The sequence below is a fragment of the Pseudomonas sp. SWI36 genome (assembly GCF_002948105.1).
GTDB lineage: Bacteria > Pseudomonadota > Gammaproteobacteria > Pseudomonadales > Pseudomonadaceae > Aquipseudomonas > Aquipseudomonas alloputida.
Map to the genome: position 1 here is coordinate 6,032,821 of NZ_CP026675.1, position 22,168 is coordinate 6,054,988.

The 22,168-nt window shown below is 63.1% G+C and carries 23 protein-coding genes; 11 read left to right on the top strand and 12 right to left on the bottom strand.

Annotated features, from left to right (window positions below; all coding sequences use genetic code 11):
* The first annotated feature begins 3 nt into the window (after positions 1–3).
* Positions 4–1,347, top strand: a complete 1,344-nt coding sequence (locus C4Q27_RS28590) for a cytochrome c (protein ID WP_104887778.1) — start codon at positions 4–6, stop codon at positions 1,345–1,347.
* A 69-nt stretch (positions 1,348–1,416) separates the two neighbouring features.
* Here C4Q27_RS28590 and C4Q27_RS28595 read toward each other — a convergent pair whose 3' ends face one another.
* The 4 genes from C4Q27_RS28595 to C4Q27_RS28610 form a co-directional block, all read right to left on the bottom strand.
* Positions 1,417–2,205, bottom strand: coding sequence for an ABC transporter substrate-binding protein (locus C4Q27_RS28595; protein WP_064492994.1), 789 nt, complete (start codon positions 2,203–2,205; stop codon positions 1,417–1,419).
* A 207-nt stretch (positions 2,206–2,412) separates the two neighbouring features.
* A complete protein-coding gene (locus C4Q27_RS28600) occupies positions 2,413–3,054 on the bottom strand; it encodes a LysE family translocator (protein ID WP_010954467.1) in 642 nt (213 codons plus the stop codon).
* A gap of 50 nt (positions 3,055–3,104) precedes the next feature.
* A complete protein-coding gene (locus tag C4Q27_RS28605; RefSeq protein ID WP_064492995.1) occupies positions 3,105–3,305 on the bottom strand; it encodes a DUF1289 domain-containing protein in 201 nt (66 codons plus the stop codon).
* Positions 3,306–3,313: 8 nt separating this feature from the next.
* On the bottom strand, positions 3,314–3,631 hold the full coding sequence (locus tag C4Q27_RS28610) for a hypothetical protein (protein WP_003256033.1): 318 nt from the start codon (positions 3,629–3,631) through the stop codon (positions 3,314–3,316).
* A 314-nt stretch (positions 3,632–3,945) separates the two neighbouring features.
* Between C4Q27_RS28610 and C4Q27_RS28615 the strand changes: the two genes are divergently transcribed.
* Positions 3,946–5,691 carry a BCCT family transporter gene (locus C4Q27_RS28615; RefSeq protein ID WP_064492996.1) on the top strand — a complete coding sequence of 582 codons (1,746 nt, stop codon included), beginning with the start codon at positions 3,946–3,948 and terminating at the stop codon, positions 5,689–5,691.
* 80 nt (positions 5,692–5,771) lie between these two features.
* Here the strand turns inward: C4Q27_RS28615 and C4Q27_RS28620 are convergent, their stop codons facing one another.
* Positions 5,772–6,251 (bottom strand): VOC family protein, encoded by a 480-nt coding sequence (locus C4Q27_RS28620; RefSeq protein ID WP_104887779.1) that lies wholly within the window; start codon positions 6,249–6,251, stop codon positions 5,772–5,774.
* 196 nt (positions 6,252–6,447) lie between these two features.
* On the opposite strand from C4Q27_RS28620, the gene C4Q27_RS28625 reads away from it, so the two are divergent.
* Positions 6,448–7,098, top strand: a complete 651-nt coding sequence (locus tag C4Q27_RS28625) for a TIGR04211 family SH3 domain-containing protein (RefSeq protein ID WP_064492997.1) — start codon at positions 6,448–6,450, stop codon at positions 7,096–7,098.
* A 67-nt stretch (positions 7,099–7,165) separates the two neighbouring features.
* Here C4Q27_RS28625 and C4Q27_RS28630 read toward each other — a convergent pair whose 3' ends face one another.
* On the bottom strand, positions 7,166–8,044 hold the full coding sequence (locus C4Q27_RS28630; protein ID WP_014590656.1) for a LysR family transcriptional regulator: 879 nt from the start codon (positions 8,042–8,044) through the stop codon (positions 7,166–7,168).
* Positions 8,045–8,200: 156 nt separating this feature from the next.
* On the opposite strand from C4Q27_RS28630, the gene argC reads away from it, so the two are divergent.
* Positions 8,201–9,142 (top strand): N-acetyl-gamma-glutamyl-phosphate reductase, encoded by a 942-nt coding sequence (argC, locus tag C4Q27_RS28635; RefSeq protein WP_064492998.1) that lies wholly within the window; start codon positions 8,201–8,203, stop codon positions 9,140–9,142.
* A 76-nt stretch (positions 9,143–9,218) separates the two neighbouring features.
* On the top strand, positions 9,219–9,905 hold the full coding sequence (locus tag C4Q27_RS28640; protein WP_064492999.1) for a GNAT family N-acetyltransferase: 687 nt from the start codon (positions 9,219–9,221) through the stop codon (positions 9,903–9,905).
* 111 nt (positions 9,906–10,016) lie between these two features.
* Here the strand turns inward: C4Q27_RS28640 and C4Q27_RS28645 are convergent, their stop codons facing one another.
* The 5 genes from C4Q27_RS28645 to C4Q27_RS28665 form a co-directional block, all read right to left on the bottom strand.
* Positions 10,017–10,772, bottom strand: a complete 756-nt coding sequence (locus tag C4Q27_RS28645; RefSeq protein ID WP_064493000.1) for an ABC transporter permease — start codon at positions 10,770–10,772, stop codon at positions 10,017–10,019.
* Positions 10,772–11,977: an ABC transporter substrate-binding protein gene (locus tag C4Q27_RS28650; protein ID WP_064493001.1), complete on the bottom strand. Its 1,206-nt coding sequence runs from the start codon at positions 11,975–11,977 to the stop codon at positions 10,772–10,774. The genes C4Q27_RS28645 and C4Q27_RS28650 overlap by 1 nt, the downstream gene beginning before the upstream one ends.
* The gene (locus C4Q27_RS28655; RefSeq protein ID WP_104887780.1) at positions 11,964–12,785 is read right to left on the bottom strand and encodes an ABC transporter ATP-binding protein; all 822 of its coding nucleotides are present in this window, start codon (positions 12,783–12,785) and stop codon (positions 11,964–11,966) included. Before C4Q27_RS28655 ends, C4Q27_RS28650 begins: the two co-directional genes overlap by 14 nt.
* Positions 12,782–13,846, bottom strand: coding sequence for an acyl-CoA dehydrogenase family protein (locus C4Q27_RS28660; RefSeq protein WP_104887781.1), 1,065 nt, complete (start codon positions 13,844–13,846; stop codon positions 12,782–12,784). Before C4Q27_RS28660 ends, C4Q27_RS28655 begins: the two co-directional genes overlap by 4 nt.
* 99 nt (positions 13,847–13,945) lie before the next feature.
* Complete coding sequence (locus tag C4Q27_RS28665) at positions 13,946–14,506, bottom strand: carboxymuconolactone decarboxylase family protein (RefSeq protein ID WP_029615376.1); 561 nt, start codon at positions 14,504–14,506, stop codon at positions 13,946–13,948.
* Positions 14,507–14,608: 102 nt separating this feature from the next.
* Between C4Q27_RS28665 and C4Q27_RS28670 the strand changes: the two genes are divergently transcribed.
* Complete coding sequence (locus C4Q27_RS28670) at positions 14,609–15,529, top strand: AraC family transcriptional regulator (RefSeq protein WP_064493004.1); 921 nt, start codon at positions 14,609–14,611, stop codon at positions 15,527–15,529.
* 69 nt (positions 15,530–15,598) lie between these two features.
* Here C4Q27_RS28670 and C4Q27_RS28675 read toward each other — a convergent pair whose 3' ends face one another.
* A complete protein-coding gene (locus C4Q27_RS28675) occupies positions 15,599–17,002 on the bottom strand; it encodes a cytosine permease (RefSeq protein WP_010954483.1) in 1,404 nt (467 codons plus the stop codon).
* A 316-nt stretch (positions 17,003–17,318) separates the two neighbouring features.
* Here C4Q27_RS28675 and C4Q27_RS28680 point away from each other — a divergent pair, with 316 nt between their 5' ends.
* The 5 genes from C4Q27_RS28680 to C4Q27_RS28700 all read left to right on the top strand — a co-directional run bounded on the left by C4Q27_RS28680 (position 17,319) and on the right by C4Q27_RS28700 (position 22,166).
* Complete coding sequence (locus tag C4Q27_RS28680; RefSeq protein WP_014756273.1) at positions 17,319–17,804, top strand: flavin reductase family protein; 486 nt, start codon at positions 17,319–17,321, stop codon at positions 17,802–17,804.
* Positions 17,805–17,884: 80 nt separating this feature from the next.
* Positions 17,885–18,925 (top strand): LLM class flavin-dependent oxidoreductase, encoded by a 1,041-nt coding sequence (locus C4Q27_RS28685; protein ID WP_010954486.1) that lies wholly within the window; start codon positions 17,885–17,887, stop codon positions 18,923–18,925.
* A 264-nt stretch (positions 18,926–19,189) separates the two neighbouring features.
* Positions 19,190–19,786 (top strand): amino acid synthesis family protein, encoded by a 597-nt coding sequence (locus tag C4Q27_RS28690; RefSeq protein WP_003256068.1) that lies wholly within the window; start codon positions 19,190–19,192, stop codon positions 19,784–19,786.
* Between the two features lie 68 nt (positions 19,787–19,854).
* Positions 19,855–20,688, top strand: coding sequence for an alpha/beta fold hydrolase (locus tag C4Q27_RS28695; RefSeq protein WP_064493005.1), 834 nt, complete (start codon positions 19,855–19,857; stop codon positions 20,686–20,688).
* Positions 20,685–22,166, top strand: coding sequence for an aldehyde dehydrogenase (locus C4Q27_RS28700; protein ID WP_064493006.1), 1,482 nt, complete (start codon positions 20,685–20,687; stop codon positions 22,164–22,166). Before C4Q27_RS28695 ends, C4Q27_RS28700 begins: the two co-directional genes overlap by 4 nt.
* Positions 22,167–22,168: the final 2 nt, after the last annotated feature.

Below are 22,168 nucleotides of genomic sequence, written 5' to 3' on the forward strand. Positions count from 1 at the left end.
CTCATGACCCATCGTTTCGCAAGAACCGCTGGCTGGCTGGCGCTGCCGTGCCTGGTCGCGGCAGGCCTGCTGGCCTGGTATGTCACCCGTGAACCCGCATCGCCGTTTGCCGACGCACAGGCCACTGCTGCCGACCCAGCGTTGGTCAGCCGCGGCGAATACGTAGCCCGGCTCAGTGACTGCGTGGCCTGCCATAGCCTGCCGGATGGCAAACCGTTCGCCGGCGGGCTGGAAATGGCCACCCCGCTGGGGGCAATCCACGCCACCAACATCACCCCCGACCGCGACAGCGGTATCGGTAACTATACCCTGGCTGACTTCGACCGCGCCGTGCGCCAGGGTGTCGCGCCGGGTGGCCGACGGCTGTACCCGGCTATGCCTTACCCGTCCTACGCCAAGCTCAGCGATGATGATGTCAAGGCGCTGTATGCGTTCTTCATGCACGGCGTGCAACCGGCGCGGCAGGCCAACCTGGGCAGCGACATCCCCTGGCCGCTGAACCTGCGCTGGCCCATCGCCTTATGGAACGGCCTGTTCGCCGCCACCACGCCTTACACCGCCCAGGCCGGGCAGGATGCACAGTGGAACCGTGGCGCCTATATCGTCCAGGGCCCCGGACACTGCGGCAGTTGCCATACGCCACGTGGCCTGGCCTTCAATGAAAAGGCGCTGGATGACAGCGGCAAGCCGTTCCTGTCCGGCGCACTGCTCGACGGCTGGTATGCACCCAGCCTGCGCGCCGACCACAACACCGGGCTGGGACGCTGGAGCGAGGCAGAGATCGCGCAGTTCCTGAAGACCGGGCGCAACCGGCATGCAGTGGTATATGGTTCGATGACCGAGGCGTTCAACAACTCCACGCAATTCATGCACGATGACGACCTGGCTGCCATCGCTCACTACCTGAAGTCGCTGCCCGGCGACCCCCAACGGGACGGCGCGCCATGGCAATACCAGGCCGAATCGCCAGCGACACGGCTGGACAGCCCGGGAGCGCGCACCTACGTGACACGCTGTGCGTCGTGCCATGGCCTGGACGGCAAGGGCCAGGCCGAATGGATGCCGCCCTTGGCCGGGGCGACTTCAGCACTGGCCAAGGAGAGCGCCTCGGCAATCAATATCACGCTCAATGGTTCGCAGCGGGTGGTGGCTGCAGGGGTGCCGGACGCCTATCGCATGCCGGCTTTGCGCGAGCAGTTGAGTGATCAGGAGATTGCCGACGTGCTCAGCTTTGTGCGTACGGCCTGGGGCAACCAGGGGGGTGCGGTGGATGCGCAGGCAGTAGGCAAGCTGCGTGGGCATACCGACCCGGCTAGCAGCAGCCCCATCATCTTGCATATGCGTTGAATTGGAGTGGCACATGTACCGACGCGAGGCTGCCCCCAACAAAGACCGCGCAGCGCATGAGCCACTCTGTCACTGCCACCGCTCCAGATTCTGTTTCAACCACTGCTCGGGCAAGGCCCCGCCAACGATCTTCGCCATCTCCCGCGCCAGCGCCTCACGCAGCAGTGGCCGGTTGCAAGGCGACTCATGTGAGATTGCCAGGTACAACCCTTCGCTGGACACCGGTGGCAGCAAAACCTGCACAGTGGCTGCGATGCCCAATGTGCGCGCCAGCGCCATGCCAGGATACTGCTCGTACACCACGTAATCGCTGCGCTTGTGCATCAGCTTCTCGAACGCCTGCCTGGCAGTGGGCACCGCTTCGAGGGTGAGATTGGCCTGGGCGTATTCATCGAACTGTTGGCCGTGGCTGTTGTTGACCAGAGTGCCACCCTTGCGGCCTTTGAGGTCGGCCCATTGCTGGTAGGCAAAGGCATTGTCCTGGCGCACCCAGATTACGCTGGGCGTGCGCAAAAACGGCGGGGCAATGAAGTCCACGTGCTGCCGGCGCGCTTCGGTCAGGAAATACCCGGCCATCAAGTCGATCCGGCCGGTGCGCACTTCTTCCTGGGCTCGCGACCACGGCCCGGCATAAACCACCTCTATGTCCAGCCCCAGCTGCTTGCCCAGGTATTTGAGCAGGTCGGCATTGGCACCGATCAGTCGTTGAGGGTTCAGCGGGTCGCGCCACAGGTACGGGGGGTATTCCGGGTTGCCTGTGGCGGTCAGCCGTAGGCATGCATCATCCGCTGTTGCAGCCAGGGGCAGCAGTGACAGGCACATCAGGAGCAAGACGTGGCGGAAGCAACGCTCGATCATCTACGACCCTCGGCACATGAAACACCCGGCGATCCGGCGTAGTGGCCAAAGGCTGCCACCTGCCGTGGTCGCCTGCAGCTATCATCTGCGCGCTGTAGACAGTCTGGACCATCAGCAACCCGCAGACGAGCCTTTCATCGTCCCGTTGATAAATCTGCCGAAGGACAGACAGTGAGCGCCTGCACGGCCGGCGACAACCTGGGCTTTTCAGGCACCCTGCCGTCGCATCGCCAGGATCGCCGCGCCAAAACCGATAAAGGTGGTGCCCACCACCCTGTTCACCCAGCGCGACAGCGACGGCCGGGTCAGCACCCCCTTGGCCCGCGCAGCCAGGGCGGCATACGCGCTTAGCGAAGTGAGCGACAAGGCCACGAAAATCCCGGTCAAGGTCAGGAACTGCGGCAACAGCGCAGCCCCTTGGTCGATGAACTGCGGGAACAGTGCAGTAAAGAACATGGTCGCCTTCGGGTTGGTCACTGCAGTGAGAAAGGCCGATTTGAACAGTTTCAGCGGCGTGGGCCGCACCTTGGCTGAACGCTCTGCGGCACCCTGCTCCAGCATCGGGCTCTTCTTCAGCAGTTGGCGCGCCCCCAGGTAGAACAGATAGCCCGCCCCCAGGATCTTCACGGCATTGAAAAGTACTTCAGAACTGGCCAACAGTGCGCCTAGCCCCAGCATGGCCGCTGCCGACAGACAGAACAGACCCGTGCCATTGCCCAGCGACGACCAGATCGCGCTGCGCTGGCCATGGGCAAGGCTGTTGTTGATAGCCATCAAGGTGGCAGGGCCGGGGCTGGCGATCGCGATGGCGGCGACCAGGGTAAACGCGAACAGCGAGTGAGAATCCATTTTCAGGCTCGTCAGACAAACAGGAAAGGCTGCGTCAATTGCACGCAGGTTCAGCCGGCATTCTGCCGCTTGGCCGCCTTTTTGGCGATAGCCTTCATTCGCGTCGCCGCACGCTGCACAGTGGCCATTTTCTCGGGCCGCTTCATGCCCCGCCACTTGCGGATTTCGTCACGGGTACGGCCGCAGCCCACGCACAGTTCGCTGTTGAGCTGGCATAACGAGACGCAGGGGTTGTCGATGTCTTTGGCCATGCCACTGCTCAGCCAGGCAGTTCTGCCCGCGCACGTTCGCCTGCGCTGTGGAACACCTGGCGCACTTCCTCGGCCTTGACCTTGGTTACCGACCTGGCTGCCAGCAACTCTTCGACCACGCGCAAGCCCTGCTCCAGGGCTGTTGCCAGTTGCTCGGCGTCGGAGGCGTCAGCGATATCACCCAGATAAGGAGCGATGAGATACACGTAACGGTCCTGCAGCTTGAGCGCTTCCAGCGCGTCGAGGGCTTTCTGGAACCGATCGGCAGCGGCAGGGCTCATGCTCAATTTATCGAAATGAATCAGGCTCACACGGTCAGTGGCCATTATGACGAATCTCCGTTTCCTGGTGCGGCCAGGCCCGCAAGCAGCAGCGCTTCTACGATGCTCGTATGTGCGGTCCCGGGTTATGCCCATCAGGGTACCAGAAGCCGAGGCAGAAAGGGCCATTGCCCCCAGAACTAAAAGTATTTGCCAAGTCGCGCAATGGACGCCCCATGGCGTTATGGGGACATGAGCCGCTATCTGCTGCGCAGGATAATCCCGCCAGCAATCCACCCCGCCGAGGCCGTCATCGTGCTCGGCAGCCCACACAACAAGCCTGCGCGTCCAGGCAATACACAAATGGGGCCTCATCATACATGGCAAAGGAACACATCCCCGAAACACTCGATCTTGGCGTCACAGACCCCTCGAAAACCGCAGAAGCCCGCCAGGATCGACATTTCGAGGGCAAGCTTGACTGGATCGTCTTTGGTTTCACCAGCCTTCTGGCCATCGCCTTCGTGCTCTGGGGCTTCCTCAACCAGGCCAGCCTGGCCAGCAGCGCCTCCAGCGCGCAATCCTGGGTCATTCTCAATTTCGGCTGGTTCTTCGTGCTCACTTCCTCCCTCTTCGTGGTGTTCGTGCTGTGGCTGGCCGCCAGCCGTTACGGGCGGGTGCCGCTGGGCCGCGATGGCGAACAGCCAGAGTTCCGCACGGTGTCCTGGGTCGCGATGATGTTCAGCGCCGGCATGGGCATCGGCCTGATGTTCTTCGGCGTGGCCGAGCCGCTGTCGCACTACATATCGCCGCCGCCCGGCTCGGCCAGCGGGCAGACCAGCGAAGCGATGCAGGTGGCAATGGCCACCACTTTGTTCCACTGGACCCTGCACCCTTGGGCCATGTACGCCATCGTCGGCCTGGTAATCGCCTACGGCACCTTCCGCCGTGGCCGCTCGCAGCTGATTTCCGCCGCCTTCCGGCCGCTGATCGGCAAGCACGCAAACGGCCCTCTCGGCCGCCTGATCGACATGATGGCGATCTTCGCCACGCTGTTCGGCTCGGCCGCCTCGCTGGGCCTAGGGGCGCTGCAGATTGCCGGCGGCCTGGAATACAACGGCTGGATCGAAAGCCCCGGTAAACTGTTCTACATCTCGATCATCACCCTGCTGACCATTGCCTTCGTGACCTCGGCGGTGTCGGGCATCGGCAAGGGTATCCAGTGGCTGTCCAACACCAACATGGTGCTGGCACTGGTGCTGGCGGTGTTCGTGTTCATGGTCGGGCCGACGCTGCTGATGCTCAATCTGTTGCCGACCTCGCTCGGCATCTACATCAAGATGCTGCCGGAAATGATGGCCCGCACCAACGCCAGCGGCGGCGAACAGATGAACAGCTGGCTGGCCGGCTGGACCGTGTTCTATTGGGCCTGGTGGATCTCCTGGACGCCTTTCGTGGGCATGTTCATCGCCCGCATCAGCCGCGGTCGCACCATTCGCCAGTTCGTTACCGGGGTGCTGTTGGTGCCAAGCCTGGTCAGCCTGGTGTGGTTCACCATCTTCGGTGGCGCCGCCATCGAGGCCGTGCGCGAGGGCGCCTTCCAGCTGGCCAACGGTGCGGTCAACAGTAACCACGCGCTGTACCAGTTGCTGGACAGCTACCCGCTGGCCTCGGCAACGTCGGTGCTGGTGATGATCCTGGTGGGCATCTTTTTCGTTTCGGGTGCCGACGCCGCCTCGCTGGTGATGGGTACGCTGTCGGAACACGGCACCACAGCGCCATCGCGACGCACAGTGATTTTCTGGGGGACGCTGACCGGTACGGTGGCGGCCATCATGCTGGCGATCGGCGATCCAGGTAACCCTGGCGAGGCGCTGACCGGGCTGCAGAACCTGACCATCGTCGTGGCCTTGCCATTCGTGGTGGTGATGGTGCTGCTATGCCTGGCGCTGTACCGCGACCTGCGCAAGGACCCGATGATGCTGCGCCACCTGCGCGGCAACGAGCTGATCGAGAAGGCCGTACTGTATGGCGCGGTGAAGCATGGGGAGGAGTTCTACATTGTGGTGCAGGAGAAGAAGGCATCGGCCAAGACAGCGGCAGAGGCCGAAGTAACCAGCAACTGACGGCGTCAACCCGAAAACCACGGGCTGCTAAGCAGCCCGTTCGCGATGCGAGACCGCGCCTGCTGAAACATGGATCTGCTTCAACCTTTCAACGCCGCCGCTATCTTGGCCACATCGATCTTGCCCATCTGCATCATGGCCTCGAACGCACGCTTGGCCGCCGCACGGTCGGGGTGGCCGATGGCTTCGATGAGGATGCGTGGAGTGATCTGCCACGAAATCCCCCATTTGTCCTTGCACCAGCCGCAAACGCTGGTCTCGCCGTCGTTACCGACAATGGCATCCCACAAGCGGTCGGTCTCTGCCTGGTCCGCGGTACTGACCTGGAACGAAAACGCCTCACAGTGCTTGAAGGCCGAGCCACCATTGAGGCCCACGCAAGGGATACCCATTACCGTGAATTCCACGGTGATCACATCGCCCTGCTTGCCTGAAGGGTAATCGGCGGGTGCCTGGTGCACAGCGACAACCCGGCTATCGGGGAAAGTTCGGGCGTAGAAGTTCGCCGCCTCTTCGGCATCGTGGTCGTACCACAGGCAGATGGTGTTCTTGGCAGTCATGGTCTTGCTCCAAGATCGAAGGTGAGCCTTGAGTCTAGCCTCATAGCCCCGGCGTACCGGTTCTGCAGACATTTCCGACATCAGGTAGTGAACCTGCTGACAAAAAAACGGTCTTTCGCTGACGGTCAACTCACCGACCGGTTCATCGGCCCAGTCACCGGGCCTACTTTTTGTCCTGTTTCAGCGAAGACCCAACATGCCCAATTCCCGCCCAAATGCTTCCGCCCTCCCTGCCCTGCGCATCGGCCTGATTGCCGCCTTGGTGAGTCTTGTCGCACCCGTGTACGCCGAAGAGCCTGCCAGCGACGCACGCTGGGTCAGTGACAGCCTGAGCACCTACGTGCGCAGCGGCCCGACCGACGGGCACCGCATTGTCGGCACGCTCAAGTCCGGGCAGAAGCTGACCCTGCTCGGCAGCCAGGGCAATTACAGCCAGGTGCGCGGGCAGAACGGCGATGTGGTGTGGATCCTCAGCAACGACCTGCAGACAGTGCCCGGGCAGAACGAGCGCCTGCCATTGCTCGATGCCCAGGTCGCCGAACTGACCGGGCAGTTGAAGACCATCGACGACAGCTGGAAAAACCGCGTACAGGGCATGCAGGAAACGCTTGATTCGCGCAAGCAGCTGATTGACGAGCTGGAGGCGCGCAACAAGGCACTGAACGAGCAGCTCGATCAGAGCCAGTCGGACCTGCGCGATACCCAGGCCCGCCTGGGGGATGAGAACAAGCAGGTGATGATGCGCTACATGGTGTATGGCGGCAGCATTGCCGGTGCAGGCTTGCTGGCGGGGCTGATCCTGCCGGCACTGACCCGTGGGCGCAAGAAGAACGATCGCTGGTTCTGAGTTAGGCAAGGCGTCGGGGCTGGAACGTGCCGGCCTGCCACAGGTCTTGCAGCAGCGGAAGCTGCCCCTACCGCAACCGTTCCAGCGCCTCCAGCACATACCCCGTGGCCCGCTCCACCTGCCCTTCCCGACACGCAATACCCAACTGCCGCCACAACCCCGGCCGCAGCGGTCGGCGGGCAATGCGCCGGTCCAGTTCGGTCGCCTCCCCCTCCTGCGGCAACAATGTCGCCCCGTACCCGGCGCCGACCAGGCTCTTGATCGCATCGTTGTAGTTCAGCTCGATCCGCGGTTCGGGGTACAACCCCGCCGCTGCAAACCATTCGCCGGTAACCCGCGACAGCTGGGTGGTGCTGTCATTCAGGATCAACGCCCGTTGCGCCAGCCAGGCCGGGGTGATCCTGGCCGGCGGCTGCCAGTCGGCCGGCACATACGCCAGGATCGGGTCGCGCCGCCAGGGGGTAACCGTCAGCCCTTTGCCGGCTACCTGCGGCAAGGCCACAAGGCCGATATCCAGTGTGCCCTCACGCAAGCGCGCGAGCGATGCCTGGGAGGTCAGCACCTGAACCTGCACATCGATCCCCGGGTGCTCCACACGCAGGCGCGCCAGCGCCTGCGGCAGCAAATGGGCGATGGCACCGGTGGAGGCGCCCAGGCGCACACGCCCGGTCAAACCTGCGACCTGCCGGCGTACTTCGTCCAGCGCCAAGTCAGCGTCCGCCAGCAGGCGTCGGGCGCGCCCCAGCAGTGTTTCACCGATGACGGTAGGCCGCACCTGGCCGCGGGTGCGGGTGAGCAACGGGGCGCCGATACGCGCCTCCAGCTCGGCCACGTGCAAGCTGATGGTGGGCGGCGCCAGGTTAAGCTGGCGGGCGGCCTCGGCAAAGGAGCCCAGGTCGGTGATGACCACCAATGTGCGGAGGCGGTCGAGGCTGATTTCGCGCAATTGTCAGTGCAGGCCCTTTTTCGAGTAAACCCACAGGTTCACCACGTGTTTCAAAAATCATTCAGAAAACCTGAATGTATCGGTCATCATATTCAAATTTTCATTACCAACGCTACGGGCGAGCATAGGCTATCTTTCCCCAACCGGACCCCGAGCATGCACACCCCTGTTGTTTTCATCGACGGCGACCAAGGCACCACAGGCCTGCAGATCCATGCCCGCCTGCAGGGCCGGAGCGATCTTCGCCTGCTGACCCTCCCCGAGGCCGAGCGCAAGGACCCGCAACGCCGCTGCGAAGCGATCAACAGCGCCGACATTGCCCTGCTGTGCCTCCCCGACGACGCCGCCCGCGAGGCCGTGGCCGCAATCCACAACCCACAGGTGCGGGTGATCGACGCCAGCTCGGCGCACCGCACCACACCAGGCTGGGTGTATGGCCTGCCGGAGCTTGACCATCAGCAAGCCGAGCGCATCGCGCAAAGCACGCGTGTCAGCAACCCCGGCTGCTATCCCACCGGCGCCATCGCGCTGCTGCACCCACTGGTCAAGGCCGGCTTGCTGCCTGCGGACTACCCCCTGAACATCCACGCCGTGTCTGGCTATTCCGGCGGTGGTCGCGCGGCGGTCGAGCGGCATGAACAGCCCGGCGCCGCCAAAGCCCCGGCGCTACAGCTGTATGGCCTGGAGCTGGCGCACAAGCACGTACCGGAGATCCAGCAGCACGCGGGGTTGTCGGCGCGGCCGATGTTCATGCCCGGCTATGGCGCCTACCGCCAAGGCATCGTGCTGAGCATTCCGCTGCAACTTCGCCTGTTGCCTGGACAGGTCAGCGCCGAGCATTTGCAAGCCTGCCTGGAACAGCATTACCAGGGTGCCCGCCATGTTCAGGTGATGCCTCTGCATCAGTGCGGTGCTGCGGCAAACCTCGACCCCGAGGCATTGAACGGCAGCAATGACCTGCGCCTGGCGCTGTACGCCAACCCCGAGCATGGCCAGGTACTGCTCACCGCAGTGTTCGACAACCTGGGCAAAGGTGCCTCTGGTGCTGCCGTGCAAAACCTCGACCTGATGCTCGGTGCCTTACAGGCACACGGCTGATACGGCAAAAACGGTTAGACTGTACAACCCGCGCCAACACAGCGCGGGTCGTATTCTCATCCGCCGGAGCCCCCAGATGTTCATCCTGAGCCGCCTCGACAGCGTGCCGCCCGAATCTTTCCAGAACCAGATCCGCGAGCTGGTCATTCACAATGTCGGCGATTTGAGCAGTGTCGCCATCGCCGTCGACAACCCGCTGTACCCGCTGTACCAGTACGGCGTCGGCATGGAAGTCCACCAGTACCTGCAAGCGCTGGACGGCACCCGCGGTCTGGCCGTGGCGCTTACCCTGGCGCTGGATGCCGAAGCACCGGACCAATTGCTGGGCTTTGCGCTGTCGCTGCCAGCCCAGGACGATGGGCAGGCCTGTGCATTGGCCTTTCTGGCCGTGTGCGCCAGCCATCGCCGCCAGGGCATCGCCCGTGCTCTGCTGGGCGACCTGCGCTCACGCCATGCCTGCGTAGAGCTGAACGCCTTTGCCAACCAGGTGCCGTGGTTCGAGGCGATGGGCATGCAAGTGGTGGCCGCCAACGGCCCGCAGGTGCTGATGAGCAGTACCGGCCAGCCCAGTGGTGCGCTGATCGGGCGCCTGGACATTGCGCCGATTTATCAGACGGCTGAAGTGCTGCAGATTCACACCTATCTGCTTAACCAGCAGGGTGAGGATGCGATGATCGAAGCGGAGCAGATGCGCGATGAGCGGCTGGATGAGCTGACCGCTCAAGCCCAGGAATGTGTGCGCCAGCGCAAGAACGTGCATTGATCCAAAGGCCTGTTCGCGGGCTTGCCCGCTCCCACAGGAATACCCTAAGGCCCAAGGCCGGTGATGTACCTGTGGGAGCGGGCGAGCCCGCGAAGAAGCCCCATTGGCCTCTCAGCCATGCACCCAGCGCCGATGCAGCCCACGCGCCAGGGCATCCAGCACAAACCCCAGCACGCCAATCAGCAGCACCATCGCCATCAGTTCGGAATACGCCAGCCGGTCACGGGTATCAAGAATGAAATACCCAAGCCCCGCACTCACCCCAAGCATTTCGCACGGCACCAGCACAATCCACAGAATACCGATGGCCAGGCGCACCCCCGTCAGCACGTGACCGATCACCCCCGGCACAATCACCTTGCACAAGGTTTCCCAGCGCGTGGCACTCAAGCTGCGGCTCAGTTGCAGCCAGCGCGGGTCCAGTTGGCGCACCCCAGCCGCCGTGTTCAGCAAGATCGGCCACAACGCGGCAAACGCCAGCAGGAAGTAGATCGGCTGGTCACCCACGCCCATCAGCATCACCACCACAGGCATCCACGACAATGGCGATATCATGCGCAGAAACTGAAATGCTGGCGTGGTCACCGCCTCCAGGTGCCGGTAGCTGCCTACCAGCAAGCCCAACGGCACGCCCATCAGCAGCGCCAGCAGCAGCCCAATCAGGATGCGCTTGAGGCTGACCCAGATATGCCCATAGACCTCGCCCTGCCCCAGCAGCTCGACCAGGCTGGCCAGGGTTGCCGCCGGCGAAAAGCGCGCCGACAGGCCGTGGGCCTGGCCGAACATTGCCACACCGGCCCACCATAACAGCAACAAGGCCAGCAACCCGACCAGCCCAAGGCCGGCATGTACGACATGCGTGCGCATCAGACCGCAAACTCCTCGCTACGCTCGAAGTTGTCGGCAATGCCGAACACCGACGGGCCACCCACTGCCGCGATGGCATTCCGCACGAAGCGATCGTCGACCAGGTCGCGGGCGGCATACGCCGGATCCAGCCCGGCAAGAAACGCATTGTCGCCTTCGATCAGGGTGGTTTTCAGGCGCTTGACCAGCTCTTCGGTGTAACTCGGGAACGGGTATGGCTGGAAGTCGATGCGTTTTTCGTCCCACTGCTGATGGCGAATGGCGCCACTGGCAATGTAGCCAGCACGGTCTTCGGCGGCGGGCGCCAGGACCTTGGTCAGCACCGCAGGCTCGTGCGGGGTGTACTTGTTGGGGCCCGCCCTAGACAGCAGTGCGGCGGCTTCGGTGCGATGGTCACGGGTCCATTGCTGGGCCTTGACGATGGCGTTGACCACTTTCTGCGACCACTCCGGGCGGTTATTCAGGTCATGCTCGTGCATGAACACCACGCAGCACGCATGGTTGCGCCATACATCGCCGGTAAAGCGCTGCACGCGGCCCACCTTGAGGTTCTCGGCCAGTGCGTTGAACGGCTCGGCAACGATGTAGCCGGCAATGCGCTTGCTGGCCAGAGCGGGTGGCATGTCGGACGGTGGCAGCACCAGCAGGTTGACCTCGTTGGCGGCCAGTTGCGCATTGGCCGGCTTCGACACGGGCGTCAGGCCGTTGTCGTTGAGCAACTGTTGCAGTACCACATTGTGGATCGAGTACCAGAACGGAATGGCCACTGTCTTGCCACCGAGCTGTTTCACGTCGGATATATCCGGCGCAACAGTCAGGCCCGAACCGCCCACGTGGTTCCAGGCCACCACCTTGGCTGGCACCTTGCTCCCATAGCGCGCCCATACCGTCATCGGCGAAAGCAGGTGGATGACATTGACCTGGCCGGAGATGAATGCCTCGATCACCTGCGCCCAGCTGCGCAGCAGCACCGGGCGCTCGGCCTTGATGCCTTCGGCCTCGAACAGGCCGTTGTTATGTGCCACCAGCAGCGGCGTGGCATCGGTGATCGGCAGGTAGCCGATGCGCACCGGCGCGTCCGGCTCGGCAGCGGCACGCGCCTGCAAGCTCGACAGCAACGGCAATGCACCGGCAGCAGTGAGCATGGCGCCGAGCTTGAGAAAGTCACGACGCGAAGAAGAGGAACAACAGTCATCCATGCACATGGACAGCCTCCGAGGGCAACGAGGTTGGGGTAGGTTCGACTGTGCGGCTTGCCCGCCGAAGGGTTTTGAGGATTTCGATACGCAAAGCGCCCAGTTCTTCGACCCGCTGCGTCCGTGGTTGCGGCAGGTCGATGTGCCACTGGCCGAGGATGTGCGCTGGGTGGTTGCCCAGTAGCAGAACCCGGTCTGACAGCAGCAGGGCTTCGTCGATATCGTGAGTGATCAGCACGGCCGCGGTCTTGTGCGTGGCGATCAGTTGCAGCAGCAACTGCTGCATGTCGGCGCGGGTCACCTCATCCAACGCACCGAAGGGTTCATCCAGCAACAAGACTTCGGGCTGGCGTGCCAGGCAGCGGGCCAGCGCGGTGCGCTGGGCCATGCCGCCAGACAACTGCGCCGGGTACTGGCCACGGGCGTGGGCCAGGCCCACAGCCGCAATCGCATGGTCGATGCGTGCACGGCGTTCGGCATCCGCCAGCCTGGGCTGACGGGCGAAGTCCAGGCCGAAGGCGACGTTCTTCTCCAGGCTCAGCCATGGCAGCAGGCTTGGGTCCTGAAAGGCCACCGCCAGACGCGGGTGCGGCCCCTGCAGCGGCTGGCCGTGCAAGCTCACGCTGCCGCCGCCAGGCTGCTGCAGGCCTGCCAGCACCCGCAGCAAGCTGGACTTGCCCACACCACTGGGGCCAAGGATGCTCACGACTTCACCTGGCGCCAGCTGCAGGTCGAACTGCGCCAGCACCTGCTGCCAACCACCCTCACGCGGGTAGCCCAAGCGAATTTCACGGGCCTCCAGCAATACCGCGCTCATGCAACGCCTGCCTGGCGTTGCAGTTCGGCGCGCAATTGCACCAGGCTGGGCGTGACGATCGGCACGAAGGCCGACTCCCGCCAGCGGCGGGCGAACCCTTCGCCGTATTCGCAGAGGTAAGCCTTGCCGCCACTGGCCTGCAACTCCAGTTGTACCGCGTCAGCAGCACTTTCAGCCAGGATGATGCGCAGCTTGAACAAGGCCGCCGGCTGCTGCTGGAAGCGACCTTCGAGCAAGCCCTGCTTGAGTTCGCTGACGGTGTTTTCCAGGCGTTCGCCAAGCACCTGACGGGCTTCGTCGAGGAACGAGGCTCGGCCATGCAGATGCGCCTGAACCTCTTCCAGCGCTCGTCGCGCCAGGCCAATGGCCATGCCACATTGCAGCGCCAGGAATGCCGGACGTACCCGTGGCAGGAATTCGCGTGCATTTTCATGCAGCAACCAGTCGCGGGCCAGCGGCACCTGGTGAAAAGCCAGTGCTGCCGTGTTGCTCGACTGCAGGCCCATCAGTTGTAGATCATCAGAGCGCTCCAGGCCTTGAGCGTCGGAAGGAATGGCCAGCACAAACGGCGCGCCGCCGGCTTCATCCTCGATGGCCGCCGCCACCACGAAGCCGCTTTTACGCAAGTTGGTCACCCAGTGCAGTCGCCCTTCCAGGTGCCAGCCATCGGCTGCCGGGCGGCCACGCACCTGCAGCGCTTCGATACCGGACAGGAACTTCATGGCGTTGGACAGCCCGGTGGCACCGGCCAATTCACCGGTCAACAGCCGCGGCAGCAGGCGCTCACGCAGGGGCTGGTTGGGGCTGTGCAGCAGGTATTCGATGAAGGCACGCTGGCCCCAGCAGACGAAAGCCGCAGCCAATGAGCGGCTGGCAATGGCGGCGATGGCCTCGACCGCGTCGGTCACCTGCCCGCCCGTACCGCCCAGCGCTGGGTCGACCCCCGTGCGCAGCAGCTGCGATTCTGCGATCTGCGCCAGCACCTGCTGCGGTTCGCACAGGCCCCGGTCGATGGCCTCGGCATTGGCATCCAGCCAGTGTCGAAATGCACAATCTTGCATGGTCTTGCTCCTTTGATAACGCCGGGGCCGCTCTGCGGCCCGTTCACGGCACAAGGCCGCTCATACAACGGCCTGGTAATGGCCATTATCACAGGTGGACTACGCAGAAGGCTGCCAGCGGTATTTGCCAAGCTCTTCGTTGAGTGGCGTCTGGGCGAAAACATTAGCAAAGTTGCACAGGGTTGCGAGGCTTACGCCCAGAATCACCTCCAAGGCGTTGCCTTCACTGAAGCCGGCCTCACGGAAGGCCTGGTAGGTGGCTTCGCTGACATTGCCACGGGTGGCGATCACTTCGCGGGCAAAGGCGGCCAGGGTTTCGTAGCGGGCGTTCGGGAGTTCGCCACGGGCACGCAGAGCATCGACCACCTCCTGCGGCAGCTTGGCCTTGTTCAGCGCGACGGCCGTATGGCCGGCCACGCAAAAGTCGCAGCCATGCTGGGTGGCCGCGATCAGTTGCACCACTTCACGCTCGGCCAGGCCAAGCTCAGACTTGCCATTGAGTGCCGAAACGGTCACGTAGGTTTCCAGCGCCGCCGGGGCGTTGGCCAGCACACCAAGCAGGTTGGGGATGAAGCCGGAATTCTTCTGCGCGTTCTCAAGGAACGGCCGTGCCGCTTCCGGGGCGCTCTGCAGCGTGTGTAAAGTAATGCGCGCGGACATGCAGTGATCTCCTTTGATGAGTGTCACTACAGTCTGTTGGTTATAAGAACTACCCTCCATATTCGTCAGTCGCCTTTCCTTGCTCCTGAGTCTTTGCATTAGATGATTTCGTCCAGCCCGCTTGTCGATTGGTTATTAGAAAGCCTGGAGCTCGATGCCAGCCTGTTTCATGTAGGCCGCTATTGCGGCGGCTGGCATGCCAGTACCCAAGGCATGGGCCGCGCCAGCTTTCACCTGGTGGTGCAAGGGCATTGCTGGCTGCACATTGACGGCCAGCCGCAGGCCATTCGCCTGGAGAAAGGTGATGCCGTGTTCCTGCTGCGTGACCTGGCCTATCGCTTGTCCAGCGATCAGGACCCGGTCGACGCCTGTGCTCAGCCACGCCAGGCCATGCAGGCGCTGGATAGCCAGGCCGCCGACGGCGTTGGCTTGGTCTGCGGCTTCTTCCATTTTCAGTCGGGCCTCTGCTCGCTGATTGTCGAGGGTCTCGCTGACTGGATCTTGTTACGCGCTGAAGATCCCAGCGGCAGCGCAGCGCGGGCGCTGTTCGGGCTGATCCTGGAAGAATGCCGGCGAGATGCTGGGCCATCACAGATGCTACTGGAACGGCTGACGCACTTGTTGTTCCTGTACGTGCTGCGCCAGCAGGTGCACGCAGGGCAATCGCTGGGCGGGCTGGTCGCCCTCGCCCGCCAGCCGGCATTTGCCGGATTGCTTGAGCAATTGATCGAGCAACCGGGGCAAACCTGGACCCTGGAGAACATGGCCGCTTGCACCGGGTTGTCACGGTCGGCTTTTTTCAAGCGTTTCAGCGAGCTGGCCGGGCAGTCACCGGGACAAGTGCTGCTGGCGCTGCGCATGCGCCATGCCAGCCAGTTGCTGCAGGCGGGGCATACCGTTGAGCAGGTGGGCGCGCAGGTGGGGTATCAGTCGGTGGCCGCATTCACCAGGGCGTTCGCCAAGGCAGTGGGGGTGCAGCCGGGGGCGTATCGCAGGCAGCATGACGGGCGCGGGCATGCCTGACCCAGCAAAGCGCGGAAATCGACCAAGCGGCCATAGTCGGGGCTGCTTAGCAGCCCCATGTTGCAGTTGTCAGTCGTTGACGCTGATAACCCGCGCACTGTTAACCGCCTTCCCGCGTGTGGCCAGGCAGTAATACAGCGGCACGGTCACCAGCAAGCCGAATAGCCACGACAGGTCGGCCCCTTCGACAATGTTCGAGTACGGCCCCACATACAGCGAAGTATTGGCAAACGGCAGCTGCACCAGGATGCCGCAGGCATAGGCAATGATCGCGTGGTGGTTGAAGCGGCCATAGATGCCGCCGTCTGCACTGAAGATCGAGGCGATGTCGTACTGGCCCTTCTTGATCAGGTAGAAATCGATCAGGTTGATCGAAGCCCAAGGCACCAGCACCAGCAGCAGCGCCAGGATCAGGCCGATGAACTGACCGATGAAGTCCGCCGAGGCATTCAGTGCCACCATCCCGCAGCCCACCAGAATGACCGAGGCCAGAATCACCCGTACCTTGACGCTCGGCGTCCACTCGGCCACGAAGGTCTGGATTGCGGTCACGATCGACAGCACCGCGCCATACAGGTTGAGGGCGTTGTGGCTGATGATGTTGAGCAGGAACAGCACCATCAGGATCGGGCCCAGCCAGCCGGTAGCCTGCTTCACCGCGTCCATTGCGTCGGTGCCTTGCGGGACGCACAACACGGCCACTGCACCAAAGCTGAAGCACAGGATGGTGCCCAGGGTGGCGCCCAGGTAGGTAGCCCAGAACGGTTTGGCAATGCCCACTTCACGCGGCAGATAGCGCGAATAGTCTGACGTGTACGGCGAGAAGCTGATCTGCCAGATGGTGCCCAGCGACACGGTGGCGATAAAGCCCGACAGGTTGAATGCGCCGCGGCTGAAGAAGTCTGCCGGCAGGTCCTGGATGAACATCATGATGAAACCGGCCAGCAAAGCCGAACCCATCACCCAGGTACCGATGCGGTTGAGAATGTGGATGAAACGATAGCCGATCACGCCGATGGCAGTAGCGCTCAGGGCGCCTATCACGATCGCGCCAGGCATCGGCACGCTCGGGGCGATGCCGTGGATGGTCTTGCCTGCCAGGACAATGTTGGAAATAAAGAAGCCGACATAGATCAGCGCGGTGAAGAACACGATCAGCAAGGCACCGTAACGGCCGAACTGGCCACGGCTTTGCACCATTTGTGGAATGCCCAGCTGCGGCCCCTGCGCAGAGGCCAGGGCGATGACCACGCCCCCGACCAGATGGCCCAGGACGATGGCTATCAACCCCCACAACAGGTTCAGGTGGAACACCTGGACCACCATGGCACCGGTGACGATGGGCAGTGGTGCAATGTTGGTACTGAACCAGAGGGTGAACAGGTCGCGCGCCTTCCCGTGGCGCTCGGCAGGTGGAACGTAATCGACCGTGTGATTCTCGACAAACTGGTGTTGCGACGACGGTTGGGACATGGTTTTCAGCTCGAAAGGTCGTTTTTATCTTTGTAAGGAAACCGCATCTAGGCGGCCTCTCAGCTGCGGACCATATTATGGTATTCCAAACTTTTGACAACACTGATCCGCATGAAAAAACGGCCACTGATCCGCTTGCGAAACCCCTGCGACAAACCGCCTCACCGCTCAAGGCCACGGTTTTCGTGGCTTTTGGCCGTTCATCGCGAAAACCCAGGGTTGAAAATTCCGCTTGCAAAATAGGTATTACGGTATACCATCAGACACATCAACGATAAAAACCGCGGACCACCGCAGCCCTTCAGAGGTACTCCCGATGATCGACGCAACTGTCTACAAGAACGTTCTGGGCTCCTTCCCGTCCGGCGTTACCGTCATCACCACCCAGGACGACGACGGCTCGGTCGTCGGCCTGACCGCCAGCGCCTTCTCCTCACTGTCGATGGACCCGCCACTGGTGCTGTTCTGCCCCAACTACACCTCCGACTCCTACCCGGTACTGATCAAGCAGAAGCGCTTTGCCATTCATCTGCTCTCGGGTGAACAGCAGGCAGAAGCCTACGCGTTCGCCAGGAAGGGCAAGGACAAGGCCAGCGGTATCGAGTGGAGCCTGAGTGAACTGGGCAATCCGATCCTGGCCGGCGCCACCGCCGTCATCGAATGCGAACTGTGGCGTGAATATGAAGGTGGCGACCACGCCATCATGGTCGGCAAGGTGCACAACCTGATCGTCCCGGCAGAAGCACCACGGCCCATGGTGTACTGCCGCGGCAAGATGGCCAGCCTGCCGGCCTTTGCCTGAAGCCTGCAGTTGGACGCAGCCCGCTCCCACATTGAAGCCCGATTGACTGACGGGCAATAACAAGCGTTGAGGAAAAACCCATGAAATTTTCGTTGTTCGTGCACATGGAACGTTGGGATGAACAGGTCAGCCACCGCCAGCTGTTCGAAGACCTGACCGAACTGACCCTGATGGCCGAAGACGGCGGTTTCAGCACCGTGTGGATCGGTGAACACCACGCCATGGAATACACGATTTCGCCAAGCCCGATGCCGCTGCTGGCCTACCTGGCCGCGCGCACCGAGAAGATCCGCCTGGGCGCCGGCACCATCATCGCGCCATTCTGGAACCCGATCCGCGTCGCTGGCGAATGCGCCCTGCTCGACGTGATCAGCAACGGCCGCATGGAGGTGGGCCTGGCCCGCGGTGCCTACCAGTTCGAGTTCGACCGCATGGCAGGTGGCATGCCGGCCACCGACGGCGGCAAGGCGCTGCGCGAGATGGTGCCGGTGGTGCGCAAGCTGTGGGAAGGCGACTACGCCCACGACGGTGAAGTCTACAAGTTCCCGACCTCCACCAGCGTACCGAAGCCGTTCAACGCCACGCCGCCCATGTGGATCGCCGCCCGCGACCCGGACTCGCACAACTTCGCCGTTGCCAATGGTTGCAATGTCATGGTCACCCCGCTGATGAAGGGTGACGAAGAAGTGCTGGACCTGAAGAACAAGTTCCAGGCCGCCCTGGACAACAACCCGGACGTGCCGCGCCCGCAACTGATGGTGCTGCGCCACACCCACGTGCACAGCCCGTCCGACCCGGAAGGCTGGAAGGTCGGTGCCCAGGCGATCTCGCGCTTCTACCGCACCTTCGATGCCTGGTTCGGCAACAAGACGACCCCGGTGAATGGCTTCCTGGAGCCGAGCCCGGAGTCGAAGTTCGCCGAAGTGCCGGCGTTCCAGCTGGAGAACATCCGCAAGAACACCATGATCGGCACGCCGGAAGAGATCATCGCACGCATCAAGTACTACCAGGAACTGGGCGTCGACGAGTTCAGCTTCTGGTGCGACAACAGCTTGCCCCACGCCGAGAAGAAGAAGTCGCTCGAGCTGTTCATCAAGGAAGTGGTGCCGGCGTTCGCCTGAATTCCCATTGCCTGAATCATTGCGGGACGCGCCCGCTCCCGTGGGCCCCTTCGGCCTGCGTGAGCGGGCTTTTTTTTGAAACCTGTGCAGTCCTTGTGGGAGCGGGCAAGCCCGCGAAGAGGCCAGTACAGACAACAGAGAAATCAAGGCATCAGGGCACCTTTCGTCCCCCGGCAAGAGAAATTTCCTGACACCTCTTGCACAACAAATATTATGGTATACCATCAGACAACAAGAGCTGATAACCCTCACCAGGAGCCATCCATGAGTTTCGAAATCCGCAAGATCGTCACCTACTCCGAAGAGACCCGCATCGAAGGCGGCAAGGCCACTGACAAGCCGGTGACCATGGTCGGCCTGGCCGTCGTGATCAAGAACCCATGGGCCGGTCGCGGTTTCGTTGAAGATCTGAAGCCGGAAATTCGCGCCAACTGCTCGGAGCTGGGTGCCCTGATGGTCGAGCGCCTGACTGCTGCCATTGGCGGCGCCGACAAGATCGAGGCCTACGGTAAAGCCGCCGTCGTCGGTGCTGATGGCGAAATCGAGCACGCCTCGGCCGTGATCCATACCCTGCGCTTCGGCAACCACTACCGCGAGGCAGTTCAGGCCAAGAGCTACCTGAGCTTCACCAACAAGCGCGGCGGCCCAGGCACTTCGATCCAGATCCCGATGATGCAGAAGGACGACGAAGGCCTGCGTTCGCACTACATCACCCTGGAAATGCAGATCGAAGACGCCCCGCGTGCCGATGAAATCGTCGTGGTCCTGGGCGCAGCCGATGGCGGCCGCCTGCACCCGCGCATCGGCAACCGTTACATCGACCTGGAAGAACTGGCTGCCGAAAAAGCCAACGCTCAATAACAACAACCAAGACGGGCCGGGGCGTGGCGTGCTTACCCGCCGCGCCCGACCTTCAAGGAGCGCCCTCCATGATTCAGCCTGTCGCTGAACGCACACCTGCCGGCACCAGCTATCTGGATGTCGGCCAAGGCCAACCCGTGGTACTGATCCACGGCGTGGGCCTGAACAAGGAAATGTGGGGCGGTCAGTTCGTTGGCCTGGCCAACGACTACCGCGTCATCGCCTACGACATGCTCGGCCACGGTCAAAGCCGCGTACCGGCTGCCGACACACCGCTGGAAGGCTATGCCGACCAGCTCGCCGAACTGCTTGACCACCTGCAAATTGCACAAGCCACCGTAATCGGCTTCTCCATGGGCGGCCTGGTTGCTCGTGCATTCGCCCTCAATTACCCGCAGTGCCTGGCTGCACTGGTTGTGCTCAACAGCGTGTTCAACCGCACCCCCGAGCAGAGTGCCGGGGTGATCGCGCGTGCCGCCCAGGCGGCGGAGCTGGGCCCCGACGCCAACGTCGATGCTGCCCTGGACCGCTGGTTCAGCCGTGAATACAAGGCTGCCAACCCTGCGCAGGTCGCCGCAATTCGCCAGGTGCTGGCGAGCAACGACCCGCAGGGCTACCACACCACTTATTCGCTGTTCGCCACTCAGGACATGTACCGCGCCGACGACTTGGGCAGTATCCAGGTGCCGACGCTGATCGCCACCGGCGAACTCGACTCGGGCTCCACCCCGGCCATGACCCGCCAGCTCGCCGCCTGCATTCCTGGCGCACGCAGTGTGGTCCTCGCCGAGCAACGGCATATGATGCCGGTGGAAGCACCGCGTGAAGTCAACAAGATGCTGCTGGACTTCCTCACCCAAGCCCGCACCCTCACCGAATCCGCCAAGGGGATTGTTGCATGACCCTCGTTCGTTTCCAGATGTGCATCGACGGCCAATGGCGCGATGCCCAGAGCGGCAAGACCTTCGACAGCCTCAACCCGGCCACCGCCCAGGCCTGGGCGCAACTGCCCGACGCCGATGAAGCCGATGTGGAGCTGGCCGTTCAGGCCGCCCAGCGTGCTTTCGACAGCAAGGCGTGGCGCAGCATCACCGCCACCGCCCGCGGCAAGCTGCTGCGTCGCCTGGGTGACCTGATTGCCGAGAACAAGGAGCACCTGGCCCAGCTGGAAAGCCGTGACAACGGCAAGCTGATCCGCGAAACCCGCGGCCAGGTCGGCTATCTGCCGGAGTTCTTCCACTACACTGCGGGCCTGGCCGACAAGCTCGAAGGCGGTACCCTGCCGCTGGACAAACCCGACCTGTTCGCCTACACCGTGCACGAGCCGATCGGCGTGGTTGCCGGGATCATCCCGTGGAACAGCCCGCTGTACCTCACCGCGATCAAGCTGGCCCCTGCCCTGGCTGCCGGCAACACCATCGTGCTCAAACCGTCCGAGCACGCCTCGGCGACCATCCTCGAGCTGGCCCGACTGGCCCTTGAGGCCGGCTTCCCGGCCGGTGTGGTCAACGTGGTCACCGGCTACGGCCCCAGCACCGGCGCGGCGCTGACCCGCCACCCGCTGGTGCGCAAGATCGCCTTCACCGGCGGTGCCGCCACCGCCCGCCACGTGGTGCGCAGCAGTGCCGAAAACTTCGCCAAGCTGTCGCTGGAACTGGGCGGCAAGTCGCCGAACATCATCTTCGCCGACGCCGACCTGGACAGCGCCATCAATGGCGCCGTGGCCGGCATCTATGCCGCGTCCGGGCAAAGCTGCGTGGCCGGTTCGCGCCTGCTGGTGCAGGATGAAATCTTCGACGTGTTCGTCGAGCGCCTGATTGCCCGCGCCAAGCGCATCCGCATCGGCAACCCGCAGGACGACGCCAGCGAAATGGGCCCGATGGCCACCGCGCAACAGCTGGCAGTCGTCGAAGGCCTGGTGGCTGCGGCCAAGGCCGAAGGCGCCAAACTGCACATGGGCGGAAAGCGTGCCGACGTTGAAGGTGACGGCTGGTTCTACGAGCCGACCCTGTTCGAGTGCGACAGCAACGCGATGACCATCATGCAGGAAGAAGTGTTCGGCCCGGTCGCCGCAGTAATTCGCTTCAAGACCGAAGAAGAAGCCCTGGCCATGGCCAACGACTCGCAATTCGGTCTGGCTGCCGGCATCTGGACGCGCGATCTGGGCCGTGCCCACCGCCTGGCCCGCGACGTGCGTTCGGGGATCATCTGGGTCAACACCTACCGCGCCGTGTCGGCCATGGCACCGATAGGTGGTTTCAAGAACAGCGGCTACGGCCGTGAGAGCGGCATCGATTCGGTGCTGGCCTATACCGAGCTGAAGACCGTGTGGATCAACTTGTCCACCGCGCCGATGCCCGACCCGTTCGTGATGCGCTAGGA